The organism is Xanthobacter sp. ZOL 2024, assembly GCF_052932325.1.
Genome location: NZ_CM128808.1, coordinates 1,179,012 through 1,198,494, shown reverse-complemented (window position 1 = coordinate 1,198,494; position 19,483 = coordinate 1,179,012). Strand labels below are relative to the sequence as shown.

At 67.7% G+C, this 19,483-nt stretch carries 17 protein-coding genes; 11 read left to right on the top strand and 6 right to left on the bottom strand.

Annotated elements, in window-relative coordinates; translation table 11 throughout:
- The first annotated feature begins 212 nt into the window (after positions 1-212).
- From pstC to phoB, 5 genes are all read left to right on the top strand, one after another.
- On the top strand, positions 213-1,190 hold the full coding sequence (gene pstC / locus ACU4E7_RS05755) for a phosphate ABC transporter permease subunit PstC (protein ID WP_443267607.1): 978 nt from the start codon (positions 213-215) through the stop codon (positions 1,188-1,190).
- Between the two features lie 15 nt (positions 1,191-1,205).
- A complete protein-coding gene (gene pstA / locus ACU4E7_RS05750) occupies positions 1,206-2,039 on the top strand; it encodes a phosphate ABC transporter permease PstA (RefSeq protein ID WP_238123748.1) in 834 nt (277 codons plus the stop codon).
- A gap of 108 nt (positions 2,040-2,147) precedes the next feature.
- Entirely contained in the window at positions 2,148-2,972 is an 825-nt protein-coding gene (pstB, locus tag ACU4E7_RS05745; protein ID WP_238123747.1) for a phosphate ABC transporter ATP-binding protein PstB, read from the top strand.
- 19 nt (positions 2,973-2,991) lie between these two features.
- The gene (gene phoU / locus ACU4E7_RS05740; protein WP_238123746.1) at positions 2,992-3,720 is read left to right on the top strand and encodes a phosphate signaling complex protein PhoU; all 729 of its coding nucleotides are present in this window, start codon (positions 2,992-2,994) and stop codon (positions 3,718-3,720) included.
- 107 nt (positions 3,721-3,827) lie between these two features.
- Positions 3,828-4,529 (top strand): phosphate regulon transcriptional regulator PhoB, encoded by a 702-nt coding sequence (gene phoB, locus ACU4E7_RS05735; protein ID WP_238123745.1) that lies wholly within the window; start codon positions 3,828-3,830, stop codon positions 4,527-4,529.
- Between the two features lie 271 nt (positions 4,530-4,800).
- Here the strand turns inward: phoB and ACU4E7_RS05730 are convergent, their stop codons facing one another.
- The gene (locus tag ACU4E7_RS05730) at positions 4,801-5,325 is read right to left on the bottom strand and encodes a GcrA family cell cycle regulator (RefSeq protein WP_238123744.1); all 525 of its coding nucleotides are present in this window, start codon (positions 5,323-5,325) and stop codon (positions 4,801-4,803) included.
- A gap of 604 nt (positions 5,326-5,929) precedes the next feature.
- On the opposite strand from ACU4E7_RS05730, the gene ACU4E7_RS05725 reads away from it, so the two are divergent.
- The 3 genes from ACU4E7_RS05725 (at position 5,930) to ACU4E7_RS05715 (ending at position 9,174) form a co-directional block, all read left to right on the top strand.
- On the top strand, positions 5,930-7,138 hold the full coding sequence (locus tag ACU4E7_RS05725) for an acetylornithine transaminase (protein WP_447020939.1): 1,209 nt from the start codon (positions 5,930-5,932) through the stop codon (positions 7,136-7,138).
- Positions 7,135-8,064, top strand: a complete 930-nt coding sequence (gene argF, locus ACU4E7_RS05720; RefSeq protein ID WP_447020938.1) for an ornithine carbamoyltransferase — start codon at positions 7,135-7,137, stop codon at positions 8,062-8,064. The genes ACU4E7_RS05725 and argF overlap by 4 nt, the downstream gene beginning before the upstream one ends.
- A 111-nt stretch (positions 8,065-8,175) precedes the next feature.
- A complete protein-coding gene (locus ACU4E7_RS05715; protein ID WP_447020937.1) occupies positions 8,176-9,174 on the top strand; it encodes an Hsp33 family molecular chaperone in 999 nt (332 codons plus the stop codon).
- A gap of 107 nt (positions 9,175-9,281) precedes the next feature.
- Here ACU4E7_RS05715 and ACU4E7_RS05710 read toward each other — a convergent pair whose 3' ends face one another.
- The 3 genes from ACU4E7_RS05710 to uraH are packed head-to-tail and all read right to left on the bottom strand — an operon-like array spanning position 9,282 to position 12,394.
- Positions 9,282-10,550, bottom strand: a complete 1,269-nt coding sequence (locus ACU4E7_RS05710) for an allantoate amidohydrolase (protein ID WP_447020936.1) — start codon at positions 10,548-10,550, stop codon at positions 9,282-9,284.
- 12 nt (positions 10,551-10,562) lie between these two features.
- Positions 10,563-12,035: an allantoinase PuuE gene (puuE, locus tag ACU4E7_RS05705; protein WP_447020935.1), complete on the bottom strand. Its 1,473-nt coding sequence runs from the start codon at positions 12,033-12,035 to the stop codon at positions 10,563-10,565.
- A 5-nt stretch (positions 12,036-12,040) separates the two neighbouring features.
- Entirely contained in the window at positions 12,041-12,394 is a 354-nt protein-coding gene (gene uraH, locus ACU4E7_RS05700) for a hydroxyisourate hydrolase (RefSeq protein ID WP_238123738.1), read from the bottom strand.
- Between the two features lie 293 nt (positions 12,395-12,687).
- Between uraH and ACU4E7_RS05695 the strand changes: the two genes are divergently transcribed.
- Positions 12,688-14,079 (top strand): nucleobase:cation symporter-2 family protein, encoded by a 1,392-nt coding sequence (locus ACU4E7_RS05695; RefSeq protein WP_238123737.1) that lies wholly within the window; start codon positions 12,688-12,690, stop codon positions 14,077-14,079.
- Positions 14,080-14,134: 55 nt separating this feature from the next.
- Here ACU4E7_RS05695 and ACU4E7_RS05690 read toward each other — a convergent pair whose 3' ends face one another.
- Positions 14,135-15,061, bottom strand: coding sequence for a LysR substrate-binding domain-containing protein (locus ACU4E7_RS05690; RefSeq protein WP_447020934.1), 927 nt, complete (start codon positions 15,059-15,061; stop codon positions 14,135-14,137).
- Positions 15,062-15,257: 196 nt separating this feature from the next.
- Here ACU4E7_RS05690 and ACU4E7_RS05685 point away from each other — a divergent pair, with 196 nt between their 5' ends.
- Positions 15,258-16,475 carry a urate hydroxylase PuuD gene (locus ACU4E7_RS05685; protein WP_238123735.1) on the top strand — a complete coding sequence of 406 codons (1,218 nt, stop codon included), beginning with the start codon at positions 15,258-15,260 and terminating at the stop codon, positions 16,473-16,475.
- Between the two features lie 75 nt (positions 16,476-16,550).
- Positions 16,551-17,780, top strand: coding sequence for a M20/M25/M40 family metallo-hydrolase (locus ACU4E7_RS05680; RefSeq protein ID WP_447020933.1), 1,230 nt, complete (start codon positions 16,551-16,553; stop codon positions 17,778-17,780).
- 107 nt (positions 17,781-17,887) lie between these two features.
- Here the strand turns inward: ACU4E7_RS05680 and hisS are convergent, their stop codons facing one another.
- On the bottom strand, positions 17,888-19,417 hold the full coding sequence (gene hisS, locus ACU4E7_RS05675) for a histidine--tRNA ligase (protein WP_447020932.1): 1,530 nt from the start codon (positions 19,415-19,417) through the stop codon (positions 17,888-17,890).
- Positions 19,418-19,483 lie beyond the last annotated feature (66 nt).

Below are 19,483 nucleotides of genomic sequence, written 5' to 3'. Positions count from 1 at the left end.
GTTGATCGCACCCCGGCCGAAGGCGGCTTGCCGCCGCCTTCGGTTGGGTCGATAACCCTGCGGCATCCCTTTGGCCGCAATTGTTTCGCGAAGTCCAATCGTTTCGCGAAGTCACGGTTTCGCAGAGTCTCGGTGCGCGTACCCCCGGCTGGGGGACTTTGAACGCAAATTTCTCGCCGCGCCGCGCGCGGCATGCGGGGGTTCATCATCCAATGGACGCGACGGTGGACGGTATGCGGACGGGCTCGGCCCTTCCCATCAGCGAGGCGAAGGGGACCGGCGCGGTTTCCGACCCGATCTTCGTCGGCCTGCTCTGGGCCAGCGGCATCTTCGTGCTGGTGCTGCTCGGGCTCATCATCGCCGAACTGTTCATGGGCGGCCTGCCGGCCCTCCAGCATTTCGGCCTCGAGTTCGTCTGGAGTTCCGCCTGGAACCCGGTGACCGAGAATTACGGCGCCCTGGTGCAGATCTACGGCACCTTGTTCAGCGCGGTGATCGCCGTGGTGGTGGCCCTGCCGCTGTCGTTTGGCATCGCCTTCTTCCTCACCGAGATCGCGCCCCCCGCGCTCAAGCGGCCCATCGGCGTGGCCGTGCAGCTTCTGGCGGCGGTGCCCTCCATCATCTTCGGCATGTGGGGCTTCTTCGTCATCGTCCCGCTGATGGCCGCCTATGTGCAGCCGCCGCTCATCGACACCTTCGGCCAGCTGCCGATCATCGGCCTTCTGTTCCAGGGCCCGCCGCTGGGCTCGGGCATGTTCACCGCCGGCCTGATCCTGGCGGTGATGATCCTGCCCTTCATCACCGCCATGTTCGTGGAGACGCTGGAATCCGTGCCGCCCATGCTGAAGGAATCCGCCTACGGCGTCGGTGGCACCACCTATGAGGTCTACAAGAACGTGTCGGTGCCCTATGGGCGCACGGCCATGGTGGGCGCGGTGATGCTGGGCCTCGGCCGGGCCCTGGGCGAGACCATGGCGGTGACCTTCGTCATCGGCAATGCCAACCGCCTCTCGGCCTCACTGTTCGCGCCGGGGGCCACCATCGCCTCCACCATCGCCAACGAGTTCCCGGAAGCGCCCATCGGCTCGCTGAAGCTGACCTCGCTCCTGCAGCTGGGCTTCATCCTGTTCGTGATCTCGTTCATCGTTCTGGCCGTGTCCCGGGCGCTCGTGCGCTCGCGGATGGACTGACCGGGAGGCTCTCTCATGGCTTCGCTTGCCGCCCGTCGCGCCAAGGACACCACCATCAAGGCCGTCTCCATCGGCTTCGCGGTGTTCGCGATCTTCCTTCTGGGCTGGATCCTGTGGACCCTGCTCGCCCGGGGCCTGCCGGCCCTTGGCCTCAACGTCTTCACCAACATCACCATGCCGCCCGGCCAGCATGGCGGCCTTCTGAACGCCATCGTCGGCTCGCTGATCCAGGTGGGCATCGCCATGCTCATCGGCGGCCCCATCGGCATCTTCTGCGGCACCTTCCTGGCCGAAAACGGCAAGAAGACGAAGCTCGGCGCCGCCGCCCGTTTCGTCAATGACATCCTGTTGTCGGCGCCCTCCATCCTGGTCGGCCTGTTCATCTACTCGCTGCTGGTGGTGCCGTTCGGCGGCTTCTCCGGCTGGGCCGGCTCGGTGGCCCTCGCCATCCTGGTGATCCCGGTGGTGGTGCGCACCACCGAGGACATGCTGAACCTGGTGCCGGTGGGCCTGCGCGAAGCCGCGTTCGCCCTCGGCGCGCCGCAGTGGAAGGTGGTGATGTTCATCACCTGGCGGGCGGCGCGGGCCGGCATCGTCACCGGCGTGCTCTTGGCCATCGCCCGCGCGGCGGGCGAGACGGCGCCGCTGCTGTTCACCTCGCTCGGCAACAATGCGTGGTCCGTGGACCTCAACAAGCCCATGGCCAGCCTGCCCATCGCCATCTATCAGTACGCGGGGAGCCCGTTCGACGATTGGGTGGCGCTGGCGTGGGCCGGTGCGCTGCTGATCACGGTCGGCGTGCTCCTTCTCAACGTGGTGTCTCGCCTGGTTCTGGCGCGGATGCACTGAGAGCGGCACTGCTGACGAAGACCCCGTGGGGCCCGCGCCTGGCGCCGGGCCCCGGATATTCCATCGGCCCGGCGCGCGCCGGGTGGACGACAGTCAAGTGAGGCTCAGATGACGTCTGCGGTCGATCCCACCTTCAATCTCGCGTCCTCCGTCGCGGCCAAGCCCGATGCCCCGGTGGCGCCGGTGAAGCTCAAGGTCGAGGGCCTGCAGTTCTATTACGGGCAGAACCATGCCCTGAAGAACATCAACTTCGACATTCCCGAGAAGCGCGTGACCGCCATGATCGGTCCCTCGGGCTGCGGCAAGTCCACCCTGCTGCGGGTGTTCAACCGCATGTATGACCTCTACCCCGGCCAGCGCGCCGAGGGGCAGGTGCTGTTCGACGGCGTGAACATCGTCGGCAAGGAGCTGGACTCCACCGTGGTGCGCAGCCGCATCGGCATGGTGTTCCAGAAGCCCACCCCCTTCCCCATGTCCATCTACGACAACATCGCCTTCGGCGTGCGCCTGCACGAGAAGCTGAACAAGGCACAGATGGACGAGCGGGTGGAATGGTGCCTGCGCAAGGCGGCCATCTGGGACGAGACCAAGGACCGCCTGAACACCTCGGCCCTGGGCATGTCCGGCGGCCAGCAGCAGCGCCTGTGCATCGCCCGCACCATCGCGGTGCGGCCGGAGGTGATCCTGCTGGACGAGCCCACCTCGGCGCTCGATCCCATCTCCACCTCGAAGATCGAGGACCTGATCGACGAGCTGAAGCGGGAATTCACCATCGTCATCGTCACCCACAACATGCAGCAGGCCGCGCGTTGCGCCGACATCACCGCCTTCTTCTATCTGGGCGAACTGATCGAGGTGGCGCCTTCGGACGTGATCTTCACCAATCCGAAGGAGATCAAGACCCGCGACTACATCACCGGCCGCTTCGGCTGAGGCGAGAAGGATGGCTCAGATGCCTGATCATACCGTGACGTCCTTCGACGTCGAGCTGAAGGAAATCGGCCGCAGCGTGGTGGAGATGGGCGGCCAGGCCGAGCGCTTGGTGGCCGACAGCGTCACCGCCCTCATCAAGCGCGACATCTCGGTGGCCCAGAAGGTGGTCACCCTCGACACCGGCATCGACCAGGCCCAGCGCGACATCGAGGACAAGGCCGTCCTCGTCATCGCCAAGCGCCAGCCGGTGGCCAGCGACCTGCGCGAGATCGTGGCGGCGATCCGCATCGCCAACGATCTGGAGCGCATCGGCGACCTCGCCAAGAACGTGGGCAAGCGCGTCATCGCCATCGAGGGCGAGTATCACCCGCAGAAGCTGGTGCGCGGCGTGGAGCACATGTCGGAACTGGTGCTGGAGCAGCTGAAAGAGGTGCTCGACGCCTATGCCGGCCGCAATCCCGCCAAGGCGCTGGAGGTGTGGGGGCGCGACGACGCCATCGACACCATGTATACCTCGCTGTTCCGCGAGCTTCTGACCTACATGATGGAAGATCCGCGCAATATTTCCGTGTGCACCCATCTCCTATTCTGCGCCAAGAACATTGAGCGCATGGGGGATCACGCTACCAATATTGCCGAAGTTGTCTATTACATGGTCACCGGCGAGGTGCTGCCGGAGAGCCGCCCGAAGGCGGACGCCTCCAGCGACACCACCGTCGCCTTCCCGGCGCGCACCGTCCAGGGCTGAACGCGGCTGGCGGCGCGGGGTGGGACGGCGCAGGCCGTCGCCTTGGCTCCGTCGCCGTCGCGGCGCGGTCGGATGTGAGGCGAGCTTTGTTCGATGGGTGAGAAACTGTGCCGGCGCGTATTCTGATCGTCGAGGACGAGGAACCCCTGACCCTTCTGCTCCGCTACAATCTGGAGTCGGAAGGCTACGGCGTGGAAAGTGTCGACCGCGGCGACGACGCCGAGACGCGGCTGCGCGAGAGCGTACCGGATCTCGTCATCCTCGACTGGATGCTGCCGGGGCTCTCCGGCATCGAGCTGTGCCGCCGGCTGCGCACCCGTCCGGAAACCGAGCGCCTGCCGGTCATCATGCTCACCGCCCGCGGCGAGGAAACCGAGCGGGTGCGGGGCCTGGCCACCGGCGCCGACGATTATGTGGTGAAGCCGTTCTCGGTGCCCGAGCTGCTGGCGCGGGTGCGGGCCCTGCTGCGCCGGGCCAAGCCCGAGCATGTGGCGACCCTGCTGCGGGCCGGTGACATCGAGCTCGACCGCGAGACCCACCGGGTGCATCGCGGCGGTCGCGAGATTCATCTCGGCCCCACCGAGTTCCGCCTGTTGGAGTTTCTGATGCAGAGCCCCGGCCGCGTGTTTTCCCGCGAGCAGCTGCTCGACGGGGTGTGGGGCCAGGACGTCTATATCGACGAGCGCACCGTGGATGTGCACGTGGGCCGGCTGCGCAAGGCGCTCAACCGCGGCCGCCAGCTGGATCCCATCCGCACCGTGCGTGGCGCCGGCTATTCCTTCAACGAAATGTTCGCCCGCGCCAGCTGAGGCGCGTCGCTCGAGGTTCGGGTGCCGGTCGCCGCGTGGCGAAAGGGCGTGGGGCCCGTGCTGCGTGCCATTGAGGCCGCCCGTCCGGCTGCGGGGCATTGACGTCGCTTGGCGCCGTGGCCCGCGCGTGGCCGGGGCATGCCTGCTCCAGGCATGACAAAGGCGCCCACCGCCGCCCGGCCTTGCCCGGGGGGAGGACGCCTTCATGGGCTCGCCGCGCCATCAGGTGGCGATGGCCGACCCGGCCCCGGATGGGGCCGGCGTTGACGGCTCAGAGATAGGCCAGCCGACGATCGCGACGGCGATCCTGGACGGGCTGATAGGCGATGCGGGCGTGGTGCGCGCAATAGGGCGAGCCCGGATTGCTCTTGGAGCCGCAGAAATAGAAGCTGTCCGTGCCCGGCTCGCCCATGGGCCAGCGGCAGGTGCTTTCGGTGAGGTTCATGATGGTGCAGCGCTGGCCCATGGGCACCACGTTGCTGGCCATCTCGGGCTCCGGCGCGGGGGCGGGAGCTTCCTCCACCAGGTCTTCGAGCTCGGGGGCCAGGGCCACGTTGCCCTGGGTGAGTGGCCGCTGTGGCCGGGCCTGCTCGCGCCCTTCCGGCCGGGCGCTGGTGCGCGGACGGGTGGTGGGGGCGGGCGCCGCCTTGGTGCGGCCGGACAGGCCGAGGCGATGCACCTTGCCGATCACCGCATTGCGGGTCACTTCGCCGAGCTCGGCTGCAATCTGGCTCGCGGAGAGGCCTTCGCTCCAGAGCTTCTTCAAGAGTTCGACGCGCTCGTCATTCCAGCTCATCGCTCTTCTCCATTTGCCGCATCAGCTGACGTCACCCGTGGGCGACGTCCCAACATCGCCTCACCGACAGCACCGCCATGCTGCCTGAGAGGACTCGGACTCTCTTCCCGATCCCGCCGCCACATGGCACGCGAAACGTTAACACCCGCAGGTCCCAGGAAGGTCGGTCGCACGAGATCTCGTAGGCGATGATCAATACGCTACAATATGGCGGCCGCCGGCGACAGAGTCCGTTAACACTCACGGGCTGTTTTCCCCAGATCGTTGCCGATGGGACGATCCGCGCGCGCACGGGTCTGGAGCATGGACGTGGAGCGCGGGCCTGGAAGGTGCCGCTCTTCGGCGCGGCTTTGGAGATCTGTTGACCTCGCGCGCGCGATCATTAGTATTCCGGGCGTCGGGCCGCTCCCCCGCTGGGGCGGCCCTTTTTAATTCCCGCTTGCCCGGGCCCGGTCCGAATGGGGCATCCCGCCCCGATCGGACAAGGTCCGGCCGTCCCCATTGGAAGGGGACAAGCCCGGGGCCGGGTGCGGCCCCACCCGAAGAAGGAGACTGCTGTCTTCGTCGGCCTGCGTGTCGGCGGAGGCGCATTCAGGAGGATCTCGTGATCACCGCCGTTCTGCCGACCTATGCGCGCATCGACCTCGAATTCGAGCGGGGAGAGGGCTGCTGGCTCGTCACGACGGACGGGCGACGTTATCTCGATTTCACCGCCGGCATCGCGGTGAACGTGCTCGGCCATGCGCATCCCTATCTGGTGAAGGCGCTGAGCGCCCAGGCGCACAAGCTGTGGCACACCTCCAACCTGTTCCGCATTCCCGGCGGCGAAGAATTGGCCGCGCGGCTGTCGGCGGTCACCTTCGCTGACACCATGTTCTTCACCAATTCCGGTGCGGAAGCGCTGGAGTGCGCCATCAAGATGGCGCGCAAGTATCAGTTCGCCAACGGCAATCCGGAGAAGAACCGGATCATCACCTTCCAGGGCGCCTTCCATGGCCGCACGCTGGCCACCATCTCGGCCGGCGGCAATGCCAAGTATCTGGAGGGGTTCGAGCCGGCGCTGCCCGGCTTCGACCATGTGCCGTTCGGCGATCTCGACGCGGTGAAGGCCGCGATCACCCATCAGACCGGCGCCATCCTGCTGGAGCCGGTGCAGGGTGAAGGCGGCGTGCGCGTGCCGCCGGAATCCTTCCTGAAGGGCCTGCGCGCCCTGTGCGACGAGAAGGGCCTGCTGCTGGTGCTCGACGAGGTGCAGTCCGGCGTCGGCCGCACCGGCAAGCTGTTCGCCCATGAATGGGCCGGCATCACGCCGGACATCATGGCGGTGGCCAAGGGCATCGGCGGCGGCTTCCCCATGGGGGCGTGCCTGGCCACCGAGGTGGCCGCCAAGGGCATGACTCTGGGCACCCACGGCTCCACCTATGGCGGCAACCCGCTCGCCATGGCGGTGGGCAACGCGGTGCTCGACATCGTTCTGGCCGAGGGCTTCCTCGACCATGTGAATGCCATCAGCGCCCGGCTCGTGGAAAAGCTGGGCGCGGTGGCCGCGCGCCATCCGCAGATCCTTGCGGAGGTGCGTGGACGGGGGCTGCTGCTGGGTCTGAAGGCCCAGGTGCCGGCCGCCGATCTGGTGGTGGCGTTGCGGGCCGAGGGTCTGCTCGCGCCCGGCGCCGCCGACAATGTGGTGCGGCTGCTGCCGCCGCTGACCGTTTCGGCGGACGAGGCGGATCTGGCTGTGGAGAAGATCGAGGCCGCATGTGTGCGGCTGGAGCAGGCGCTGGCCTCCGCTCCGGTCAAGGGGGCTGCGGAATGACGGAGAACGGTGTGCGCCACTTCCTCGACCTGTCGGAAATCCCGGCGGCCGAGCTGCGGCGGGTTCTGGAATTGTCCAAGGATCTCAAGGCAAAGCGGAAGGCGGGGGAAGAAGAACGCCCGCTGGTGGGCAAGACCCTGGCGATGGTGTTCGACAAGCCCTCCACCCGGACCCGGGTGTCGTTCGACGTGGGCATGCGCCAGCTGGGTGGCGAGACGGTGATGCTCACCGGCGCCGAGATGCAGCTCGGCCGCGGCGAAACCATCGCCGATACGGCGCGCGTGCTGTCGCGCTTCGTCGATGCCATCATGATCCGCATCCTGGACCATGACGACCTGATGGAACTGGCGGCCTATGCCACCGTTCCGGTCATCAACGGGCTCACCCGCGTGTCGCATCCCTGTCAGGTGATGGCGGATGTGATGACCTTCGAGGAACACCGCGGCCCCATCCGGGGCCGGCAGGTGGCCTGGACCGGCGATGCCAACAATGTGCTGGTCTCGTGGGTGCATGCCGCCGAGCGGTTCGATTTCTCCATGAAGGTGGCGACGCCGAAGGAGCTGGGCCCGCGCCAGGCGCTGAAGGATTTCGTGAAGCGCACCAAGGCCAAGGTCACCTTCATGCGGGATCCGGAAGAGGCGGTGGAGGGGGTGGACTGCGTCCTCACCGACACCTGGGTCTCCATGGGCGACAAGGAGGCGGAGCGCCGGCACAATCTGCTGAAGCCCTATCAGGTCAACGGTGCCCTGATGGCCCGCGCCCACAAGGACGCCATCTTCATGCATTGCCTGCCCGCCCATCGCGGCGAGGAGGTGACCAGCGAGGTGATGGATGGGCCGCAGTCGGTGGTGTTCGACGAGGCGGAGAACCGCCTGCACGCGCAGAAGGGCATCCTTGCCTGGTGTTTCCACGCAGCGGGCAGCTGACCCCATCGCGCCGCTGTGGCCGAGGCCGCGGCGCCGCGCTATGAGGGGGCATGTCGTGTTCCATGCGCCGCGCTTGCCGGGGCGCATGGCCATCCTTTCAGGGAGGAGCGCATGAGTGCCGAGCGCTCGCGTGGCGCCAGTGACGTCGCGCAGGACGATATCGTCACCGCTTTTCAGGTGGATGCCCTCGATCTGCGAGGGCGCATCGTGCGCCTGGGGCCGACCCTCGACGCGGTGCTGGCCCACCATGATTATCCCCCGGCGGTGAAGCGGGTGGTGGGCGAGGCGGTGACGCTGGCCGTGCTGCTCGGCTCGTCCCTCAAGTTCGAGGGCCGCTTCATCCTGCAGACCCAGACCGACGGGCCGGTGGACATGGTGGTGGCCGACTTCGTCAGCCCCGACAAGATCCGCGCCTATGCCCGCTTCGACAAGGAGGCGCTGGCCGAGGCCGAGCGCCGCAATGCCACCAGCCCGGCGGATCTGCTGGGGCGCGGGCATCTGGCCATGACCATCGACCAGGGCCTGTCCACCAATCGCTACCAGGGCGTCGTGGCGCTGGATGGCGAGGGACTGGAGGCGGCCGCCCACGAGTATTTCCAGCAGTCCGAGCAGATCCCCACCCGGGTGCGCCTCGCCGTGGGCGAGGAGGTGCGGCCCGGCGGCAAGGCCTCGTCCTGGCGGGCGGGCGGGCTGCTCGCCCAGTTCCTGCCCGACGATCCCTCCCGCGCCCGCATGGCTGATCTTCACCCCGGCGATGCGCCGGCGGGCACCGAGGGCCACACCCTCGCCGAGGATGATGCCTGGACCGAGGCGCGCTCCCTGGTGGGCACGCTGGAGGATGTGGAGCTGCTGGACAAGGATCTGTCCAGCGAGCGGCTCTTGTTCCGCCTGTTCCACGAACGCGGGGTCCGCGTGTTCGAGGCGCTGCCGATGACCGCCCATTGCTCCTGCAATCGGGAGCGGGTGGCCGGCGTGCTCGCCTCCTTCTCGGTGGAGGAGCGGCGCGGCATGATCCAGGACGACGGCAAGGTCTCCGTCACCTGCGAGTTCTGCGGCCGCAGCTACGGCTTCACCGCCGAGGAAGTTCTGGGCGGCCACACCGACGCCTGACGGCGTCGGTTTCAAAGCTCCGTTGCGCCTAAGGGCGTCGGTTTCAAACCTCCCTCGCGCCTGACGGCGCCGGTTCTCCACGCCCCTTGCGCCTGACCGCGCCGCGTTCAGGCGTCGGTGGTCGCCTCGGCGGTCTTCAGGAAGAAGGCGTAGAGGGCCCGCGCGGCGAGGCCGATGTCGGCGGGCGAGGCGTATTCGCGCGGATTGTGGCTGCCGTTTTCCGAGCGCACGAACAGCATGGCCATGGGCAGCACGTCGCGGAACACCATGGCGTCATGGCCCGCGCCGGACGGCAGGCGCACCACCGGCACCCCGAGATCCTCCACCACCTCAGCCATGCGATCCTTGAGCGGGCCGTGGCACAGGGCGGCGGGCACGTGGTGGCGCATGTCGAACGTCACCTGAACCCCGCGATGGGCGGCGATGGCGCGCGCGGCCTCCTCGATGTCGGCGATGGCGCGGGCCCGCAGTTCGTCGGAGAGCGAGCGGATGTCGAGGGAGAATTGCACTTCGCCCGGCACCACATTCACCGCGCCGCCGCCCACCAGCAGGGTGCCCACGGTGGTCACCAGCGTGTCGGCATCGGCCCGGCCGCGGGCTTCCACCGCCAGGATCATCTCGGCGGCGGCGGCCAGAGCGTCATGGCGCATGGGCATGGGCAGGGTGCCGGAATGGCCAGCCTGGCCGCGCACCCGCACATGGCCCCGGGAGGCGCCGGCGATGCCGGTGACGATGCCGAGCGGCGCGCCCGCCGCCTCCAGCACCGGCCCCTGCTCGATATGCACTTCCACATAGCCGAGGGTGGTGGCCGGATCGCGCCGGCATTCCGCCAGGGTTTCCACCGGGGCGCCGAAGCTCTTGAGCGCCTCGGCCCGGGAGATGCCCTGGGTATCCATGTCGTCAAGGGCTGAGGGGTCGAACAGGCCGGCCATGGCCTTGGAGGAGGTGAGGGTGGAGAGAAAGCGGACGCCCTCCTCATCGGCGAAGGCCGCCACCTCGATGGCGAACGGCAGCCGCCGGCCCTGGCGGCTGAGCTCCTCCACCGCGGCGATGGCAACGACGACCCCGAGGTTGCCGTCGTAAATGCCGGCGTTGCGCACGGTGTCGATATGGGAGCCCACCAGCAGGGTCTTGGCATTCTCTCGGTCGGCGGCATAGCGGCCGGTGATGGTGCCGGTGGCATCCATATGCACCTGGCTCATGCCGGCCTGGCGCATCCAGAAGGACACCTGGGCCGCCGCGCGCTTGTGCGCCGGCGACAGGGTGAGGCGGGTGAGCTCGCCGGGCACGTCGGAGAAGGCGGCCAGCTCCTTCAGGCGCTCGGTGAGGGTGGCGCCGTCGAGGGGCGCCGGATCGATCGGGGCAGCGGCGGGCATGGTGAGCCTCCCTCAGGGCGCCGTGGCGGGCAGCATCTGGTCGAGCCGCAGGCGGGCGATGCGCTCGATCTGGGTGATGGCCTCGGCCAATTCGGCCTCGACATCATGCTCCAGCCGGCGGCTGAAGGCGGCGAGGATCTCATCCTTGCTGCGGCCGCGGATGGCCATGATGAAGACGAAGCCGAACTTGGTCTTGTACGCGTCGTTGAGGGCGGTGAAGCGGGCCTTCTCCTCCGCCGTGAGCCGGTCGAGCCCGGCGGAGGCCTGCTCGGCGGTGGAGTCCGCCGTCAGCAGCTTGGCTTCCGCCAGCTTGCCGGCGAGATCGGGATGGGCGTGGATCACCGCCAGCTGCTGCTCGCGGGGCGCCGCCTCCAGGACCGCGTTCATGGCCTCGGCCAGTCCTGCGGCGGTGTCCTCCGCCGGGGTGAGGCCGCGGTCATAGGCGCCTTCGGCGATCCAGGGGGAGTGCTCGAACACGCCGCCGAACCGCTCCACGAACAGGCCTTTGGGCATGAAGGAGGGGCGGTAGCCGCCCTTGGGCGGGTGCCGGGCGATCCAGTGCCGGGCGATGTCGACGCGGCGCGCCACCCACACCTTGTCGTGGGCCGCCACATAATCGAGGAAGCGGCCGAGCGCCGCCGCCCGGCCCGGGCGGCCGACAAGGCGCGGATGCAGGCCGATGGACAGCATTTTCGGCGCGCTCTCGCCCTCGGCATAAAGGCAGTCGAAGCTGTCTTTCAGATAGTCGTAGAATTCGGTGCCCGAGCCGAAGCCGGCCGCCACCGAGAAGCGCATGTCATTGGCTTCCAGCGTATAGGGCACGATCAGCTGCGGGCCCTTGGGGCCGGTGATCCAATAGGGCAGGTCGTCGGCATAGCTGTCGGCGAGATAGAGGAAGCCGCCTTCCTCCATGGCCAGCGGAATGGTGTTCTCCGCCGAGCGGCCCTGGTAGAAGCCGAGCGGCCGGGCGCCGGTGACCTTGGTGTGCAGCCGCACCGCCTCGAGGATGTGGGCGCGCTCGTCCTCGCGGCTGAAATCCCTGTATTCGAGCCATTTATAGCCGTGGCTGGCGATCTCCCATTCGGCTTCGCGCATGGCCGCGACGGCCTCGGGGTTGCGCGCCATGGCGGTGGCGACGCCATAGACGGTGACCGGCATCGCCCGGCTGGTGAACATGCGATGGAGCCGCCAGAAGCCGGCGCGGGCGCCGTATTCGTAATTGGACTCCATGTTCATGTGCCGCTGGCCGGGCCAGGGCTGGGCGCCGATGATCTCCGACAGAAAGGCTTCCGAGGCGGCATCGCCGTGCAGGATGCTGTTCTCCCCGCCTTCCTCGTAATTGATGACGAACTGCACCGCGATGCGCGCCTCCCCCGGCCAATGGGGATGCGGCGGCGTGCACCCATAGCCGATGAGATCGCGCGGATAGGGCTGGCCGGTGACGGGATCGCGGGGCGGCACGTCCGGCGGCAGGGATTGGGGCATGCGGTTCAGGACCCCCGATAGGTGGAATAGCTCCACGGCGAGGCCAGCAGCGGCACGTGGTAATGGCCGTCCGCCGCCATGGAGAAGCGCAGCGGGATGAGATCGAGGAACGGCGGCTCGGCCACCTTGGCGCCGCTGGCGCGGAAATAGTCGGCCATGTGGAACACCAGCTCATAGGTGCCGGCGGCGAAGCTCTCGCCGGACAGCAGGGGCGTGTCGGTGCGCCCGTCCGCATTGGTGGTGTGCCGGGCCAGCGCGGTGCGGGTGCCATCGGCCTCGATGCGGTTCAGCTCCACGATCACCCCGGCGGCGGGGCCGCCGGACACCGTGTCCAGTACGTGGGTCGACAGACGTCCCATCTTGCTCCTCGCGCCGTCGCAGGCTCATCCCGCATTGCGAAAATGATAGCGGAGCCGCAGCCCGAGTATTTTCCAAAAAAATTGGAAGATATTCCGATTTTCCAACCATTTTCCAAGCCGACAAAATGGTCTTTGATGCATTGCAGCGATCGCCAAAGAGCGACAGCGTCGAGGTCGCGGGCCCATGGTCTCAGCCGCCAGGGCTTGCAAGCGACGGCGCCAATATCGAGCGCGACAGCGCCGAATAACGAACCTTCCCAGATCTGCCTCATGATACCTTCGAGGGGACATTCATGTCTGAAGCCGTCAACCCCGTGGACGAGGTGCTGCCGGCACCTAAGCTCTTCGTATTGGGATTGCAGCATGTGCTGGTGATGTATGCCGGCGCGGTTGCGGTCCCGCTCATCATCGGCCGCGCGCTGAAGCTCTCGCCGGAGGAAGTGGCCTTCCTCATCAGCGCCGATCTGTTCGCCTGTGGCATCGCCACCCTGGTGCAGTCGCTGGGCATCTTCGGCGTCGGCATCCGCATGCCGGTGATGATGGGCGTCACCTTCGCCTCGGTCGGCCCCATGCTGGCCATGGCGGCCAGCCCCGAGATCGGGCTGCTGGGCATCTACGGCTCGGTGATCGCCGCCGGCCTGTTCGGCATCGTCGCGGCGCCGTTCGTCTCGCGCCTGCTGCCGCTGTTCCCGCCGGTGGTGACGGGCACCATCATCATGATCATCGGCATTTCCTTGATGCGGGTGGGCATCAACTGGGCCGGTGGCGGGTTGCCCTTCTTCACCCAGACCATCGAGGGCAAGGTGGTGCAGGTGGCCAACCCCAACTACGGGCAGCTTGCCGGCCTCGGCATCTCCCTGTTCGTGATGGTGGTGATCCTCACCCTGATCCGCTGGGGCAAGGGCTTCGTCGCCAATGTGGCGGTGCTGCTGGGCATCATCGCCGGCGCGGTGCTGGCGAGCTCGCTCGGCCTGATGAATTTCGACAAGGTGGCCAAGGCGGCCTGGGTGGACGTGATCCTGCCCTTCCACTTCGGCACGCCGACGTTCCACCTGGTGCCCATCGTCACCATGTGCATCGTGATGGTGGTGGTGATGATTGAATCCACCGGCATGTTCCTGGCGCTGTCGGAGATCACCGGCAAGCCGGTGGACCAGAAGGCGCTCTCCCGCGGCCTGCGCGCCGATGGCGTGGGCACGCTCATCGGCGGCATCTTCAACACCTTCCCCTACACCTCCTTCTCCCAGAACGTGGGTCTCGTCGGTGTCACCGGCGTGCGCTCGCGCTGGGTGACGGTGGCGGGCGGCGCCATCATGGTGGTGCTCGGCCTGCTGCCGAAGATGGCGGCGCTGGTGGAAGCGGTGCCGCAGGTGGTGCTGGGTGGCGCCGGCCTCGTGATGTTCGGCATGGTGGCGGCCACCGGCGCGCGCATCCTCACCGGCGTCGATTTCAAGGAGAACCGCTACAACCTGTTCATCGTCGCGGTCTCGGTGGGCTTCGGCATGATCCCGCTGGTGTCGCCCAATTTCTTCAAGGCGCTGCCGCATGAGCTGCACCCGCTGCTGGAAAGCGGCATCCTGCTGTGCGCCATCGTCGCGGTGTTGCTCAACGTGTTCTTCAATGGCGTCAAGAAGGCCTCCACCGCCGACATCGTCGCCGCGGCCAAGCAGGCCGAGGCCCACTGAACGGCAAAAGGGGCTCCTGCGCGGGGGCTGGATGGAGGGCCGGGGAACAGCGGGCTCAGGGCGCCGGTTGTTCCCCGATCTTCTCCAGTTCCCGGGCGATGTAGCGGCGCCCCCGGTCCACCAGCATGTCGGCGAAGGCCTTGACCTTCAGAGGCACCAGCTGGCGGGCGGGATAGAGCACGCCGAGGGTGACGGGCGCGGGGGGAAACGCCTCCAGAACCGGCACCAGCTGTCCGGAGGCCAGCGCCTGCGCCACCTCGAAGCGGGGCTTCACGACGATGCCCCGCCCTTGCAGGGCCCATGCGGTGAGCACGTCGCCGTCGTCGGCCTCCAGATGTCCGGTCACCGGAACGGGCAGGTCCTTGCCCTGGTCGGTGAGCGTCCAGCGCAGCTCGCGCATGTTGGCGGAGCGAAGGAGCAGGCATTCATGGGACAGCAGGTCTTGCGGCCGTTTCGGCAGGCCCGCCCGCTCCAGATAGGCGGGGGCGGCGCACAGGAGGCGCTCCACATGGGCCACCTTGCGCATGATCATGCTGGAATCCTCGAACGCCGCCAGGCGCAGGGCGACGTCGATGGATTCGGCCACGAGGTCGAGCGTGTGCTCGGACAGGCGCAGCCGCACGTCGATTTCCGGGTGGGCCTGCTGGTATTGGGAGGCGACTTCCGCCACCAGCACCCGGCCCAGGTGCAGCGGGGCGGTGACGCGCAGCGCACCCCGGGGCAGGGCGCCCAATTCGGAAATATTGCTCTCCGCCGCCTCGATCAGGCGGAGCGCCTCGGTGATGTTCTCGTAATAGACCCGGCCCTGCTCGGTGAGGCTCATGCGCCGGGTGGTGCGGTTGAAGAGCCGGCAGCCCAGGTGCTTCTCCAGGGTCTGGATGCGGTGGCTCACCACATTGGCGGACAGGCGCAGGCGGCGGGCGGCCTCGGAGAAGCTCTGGCTCTCCACCGACATCACGAAAGCCCGCATGTTCTCCAGCACGACGTCCCATCCCCCGCTTTGCGATCCACCGTCGCGGCGCGGGGCCAACGATACGAAAGCCGGTGGCGGAGGGGAACGGTTTCCCGCACTGCGGCAGGGCGCCTTGCCCCATGCGGCGCGGCTCCGCCCCCAAAGACCACCTCAGGGCGAGGACGCGACCTTTCCTTGACCAGCCAGTTTCGAGGATCGAATTGAGATGGAACCTATTCTGCACGAATGGGGCAGCCTGCTGCTCCGCTGGGCGCACATCATCGCCGGCATGGCGTGGATCGGCGCGTCATTCTACTTCATGCACCTGGATGCCCACATCCGGGCCTGCCCCGATATTCCCGCCGGCAAGGGCGGGGAAGCCTGGGAGGTGCACGGCGGCGGCTTCTACCAGGTGAAGAAGTATCTGGTGGCCCCGAGCTTCCTGCCTGAGGATTTGATCTGGCACAAGTGGCAGTCCTATGCCACCTGGATCACCGGCTTTTTCCTGCTGATCTGGATCTATTACTACCAGTCCTCCATCTATCTCATCGATCCGGCGGTGATGAACCTCAGCCCCACCGTGGCGCTGGTGATCGGTCTCGGCGGCCTGGCGCTGGGCTGGGTGCTCTATGACCTCCTGTGCCGCTCCAAGCTCGGCGACTCGCCGGCGAAGGTGGGGGCGATCGTGTTCGTGGGGGTGGTGGCGGCGGCCTATGGCTACCAGCATGTGTTCTCGCCGCGGGCCGCCTTCATCCACACCGGGGCGCTGATGGCCACCATCATGAGCGCCAACGTGTTCCTGGTCATCGTGCCCAACCAGCACAAGGTGGTGGCGGCGCTGAAGGCGGGCCAGGAGCCGGACCCCTATTACGGCAAGACCGCCAAGCTGCGCTCCTCGCACAACAACTACTTCACCCTGCCGGTCGTCTTCCTGATGATCTCCAACCACTATCCGCTCACCTATTCCACGCCCTATGCCTATGTGATGGTGGCGCTGGCGCTGGTGGCGGGCACGCTCATCCGCTACTTCTACAACGAGCGCCACGCCGGGCGCGGCGACAAGTGGTGGTGCTGGGCGGTCTCGGTGGTGTGCCTCATCATCGGCATCGCTTTGTCGGTCACCACCACGCCGGCGGGGCGCGCAGCGCTCGGCCTGCCGGCACTGGTCTCCACCGCCGAGGCGGCGACCCCGGTGGAGGTGCCGGAAGACGTGCAGAACATCGTCATGGGCCGCTGCTCCATGTGCCACACCGCCGAGCCCATGTATGAGGGCATCGCGGTGCCCCCCAAGGGCATCCTCCTGGACACGCCGGAAGCCATCGCCCGCAACCGCGATCTGATCCTGGTGCAGGCCGTGCTCACCCATGCCATGCCGCCCAACAATGTCACCGAGATCGAGCCGGCGGACCGCGCCGTTCTCAAGGCCTGGGCGACGGCCAGGTGAGGCCCTGAACTCCCAACGACGAGCGCGGGCTGTCCGCGCTCTTCTTCCCACATAAGAACAACAGAAGGACCCGCCATGAGCGCGCCCGATATCGAGATCCTGAAGCCGCTGATCGCCGCCCGCGCCGAGGCCCAGCACCAGATGCTGGCCGAGCTGGTGAAGGTGCCGTCGGATAATCCGCCCGGCGATTGCGCCCCCCACGCGGCCCGCGCGGCGGAGCTGATGGAAGGTCTCGGCTTCACTGTGGAGCGTCATCCGGTGCCGGAAGCCACGGTGCGCGCGGCGGGCATGATCTCGGTCACCAACCTCATCATCCGCCACCGCTTCGGCGAGGGGCCCACCATCGCCCTCAACGCCCATGGCGACGTGGTGGCGCCGGGCGAGGGCTGGACCCATGATCCCTACGGCGCCGAGGTGGTGGACGGGGTGATGTACGGGCGCGGCGTCGCCGTCTCCAAGTCGGATTTCACCACCTATGCCTTCGCCCTCGATGCGTTGAAGCGTTCCGGCCTGCCGCTGAAGGGCACGGTGGAGCTGCACCTGACCTATGACGAGGAGATCGGCGGCGAGGTCGGCCCCGGCTGGATCCTCGCCCAGGGCCTGTCGCGCCCCGATTATGCGGTGTCCGCCGGCTTCAGCTATGCGGTGGTGGTGGCCCACAACGGCTGCCTGCACCTGGAGGTGGAGGTGAAGGGCAAGTCGGCCCATGCCGCCATTCCGGCCACCGGCGTCGATGCTCTGGAGGCGGCCACCGGCATCCTCACCGCGCTCTATGCCTATCGTGGGACGCTGGCGGGCAAGGTCTCGGAGATCGCCGGCATCGGCGCGCCGCAGCTCAATGTCGGCCTCATCTCCGGCGGCATCAACACCAATGTGGTGCCGGACAAGGTCACCTTCCGCCTCGACCGCCGCATTGTGCCGGAAGAGCGGCCGGAACAGGTGGAAGCCGAGGTGCGGGGAGTGATCGCGGAGGCTGCGGCCCGCTTCCCGAAGGCGGAGGTGGAGGTGCGGCAGGTGCTGCTGGCCCGCCCGCTGGTGCCCGACGACAAGGCCCGGCACCTCGCCTCGGTCATCTGCCGCCACGCCACCGCGGTGATGGGCGAGGAGGTGGGCTCTACCGGCGTGCCGCTCTACACCGATGCCCGGCTCTATGCGGAAGCCGGCGTGCCGGTGGTGCTCTATGGGGCCGGGCCGCACACCATCCAGGAGGCCAACGGCCACCGGGCGGATGAGAAGCTGACCCTCTCCGACCTCGACAAGGCCACCCTGGTGATGGCCCTGACCCTCAAGGACCTGCTGAGCTGAGGTTATCCCCGGCGGCTTCGGCCGTCGGGAGTCTCAGGGGCGATCATGCCATCGGCGCCGCCCTTCGACCGGTCCCAAATGGGGGCGCTCAGGCGCTGCGCAGAATATCAGTCGTCGAGCCCGAGGGTGGGTTCGGCGCGGCGCTCCAGCACGTCGCGGATGGCGGCGACCATCTCGGTCTCGTTCACCGCGAACTGGGCGGGACGGGCGGCGCGGTATTCCGCATTGTCGGCGATGGAGGCGGCGATCTTCGCCCCTTCCACCAGATCTTTGATCTGGACCTCGCCGGCGTCCTTCTCGTTGGAACCCTGGATCACCACCGCCGGGGCGCCGCGCTTGTCGGCATATTTCATCTGCGCCTTCATGCCGCCGCCGCCCTGGTACATCTCGGCGCGGATGCCGTTGGCGCGCAGGTCCGACACCATCTTCATGTAGTCGGCGATGCGCTCGGGCGCCTTGTCCATGGTGAGCACCACCACCGGCCCAACTTCCGCGTCGCTGTCCATCTTGCCGAGGGCTGCGAGGGCGGCGAGCAGCCGCGAGACGCCGATGGAAAAGCCCGTGGCTGGCACCTTCTCACCGCGGAAACGGGCCACCAGCCCGTCATAGCGTCCGCCGCCGGCGACCGAGCCGAAGCGCACGGGCCGCCCGTCCTCATCGCGGATTTCGAAGGTGAGCTCGGCCTCATAGACGGGGCCGGTATAATATTCGAGCCCGCGCACCACCGAGGGGTCGATCTTCACCCGGTCCTCATAGCCGGCGGAGGCCACCAGGATGCGGATGGTGTTGAGCTCGTCCATGCCTTCGAGGAAGGCGGCGTTGGAGGCGAGGCGGGCGGCGAGCTCCACGTCGCCGGCGATCTCCACCTTCACACCGTCGGCATCGGCGCGCACACCTTCGCCGGTGAGCATGGCCAGCACCACGGCGGACTGGCGCTCATCGAGCCCGGCGCCCTTGGTGAAGTCGCCGCTCTCGTCTTTACGGCCCGTGCCCAGCAGCAGGCGCACGCCTTCCACGCCGAACTTGTCGTATTTGTCGATGGCCCTGAGCACGGTGAGCCGGCGCCCGGCATTGTCGTCGCCGCCGAGGCCGATGGCCTCCAGCACGCCGTCGAGCACCTTGCGGTTGTTGACGCGGATCACATAATCCCCGCGCGGCACGCCCACCGCCTCCAGGGTGTCCGCCGCCATCATGCAGATCTCGGCATCGGCCGCCACCGAGGGGGCGCCGACGATGTCGGCATCGCACTGCATGAACTGGCGGAAGCGGCCGGGGCCGGGCTTCTCATTGCGGAACACATAGCCCGCCCGGTGCGAGCGATAGGGCTTGGGCAAGGCGTCGAAATGCTCGGCCACATAGCGTGCCAGCGGCGCGGTGAGGTCGTAGCGCAGCGACAGCCACTGCTCGTCGTCGTCCTGGAAGGAGAACACGCCTTCGTTGGGCCGGTCCTGGTCGGGCAGGAACTTGCCCAGGGCGTCGGTATATTCAAAGGCCGGGGTTTCCAGCGCCTCGAACCCGTAGAGGGCATAAACGGCGCGGATCTTGGCCAGCATGGCGTGGGTGGCGGCAAGCTCCGCGCCGGTGCGGTCGGCAAGGCCCCGCGGCAGGCGGGCCTTCGGCTTCAGATCTTTCGCCATGGCACTCTTCGACGCTGGTGAGAAAACGTTCCGGCGTCTTAGAGGACGGGGCCTTGCGCCGCAAGG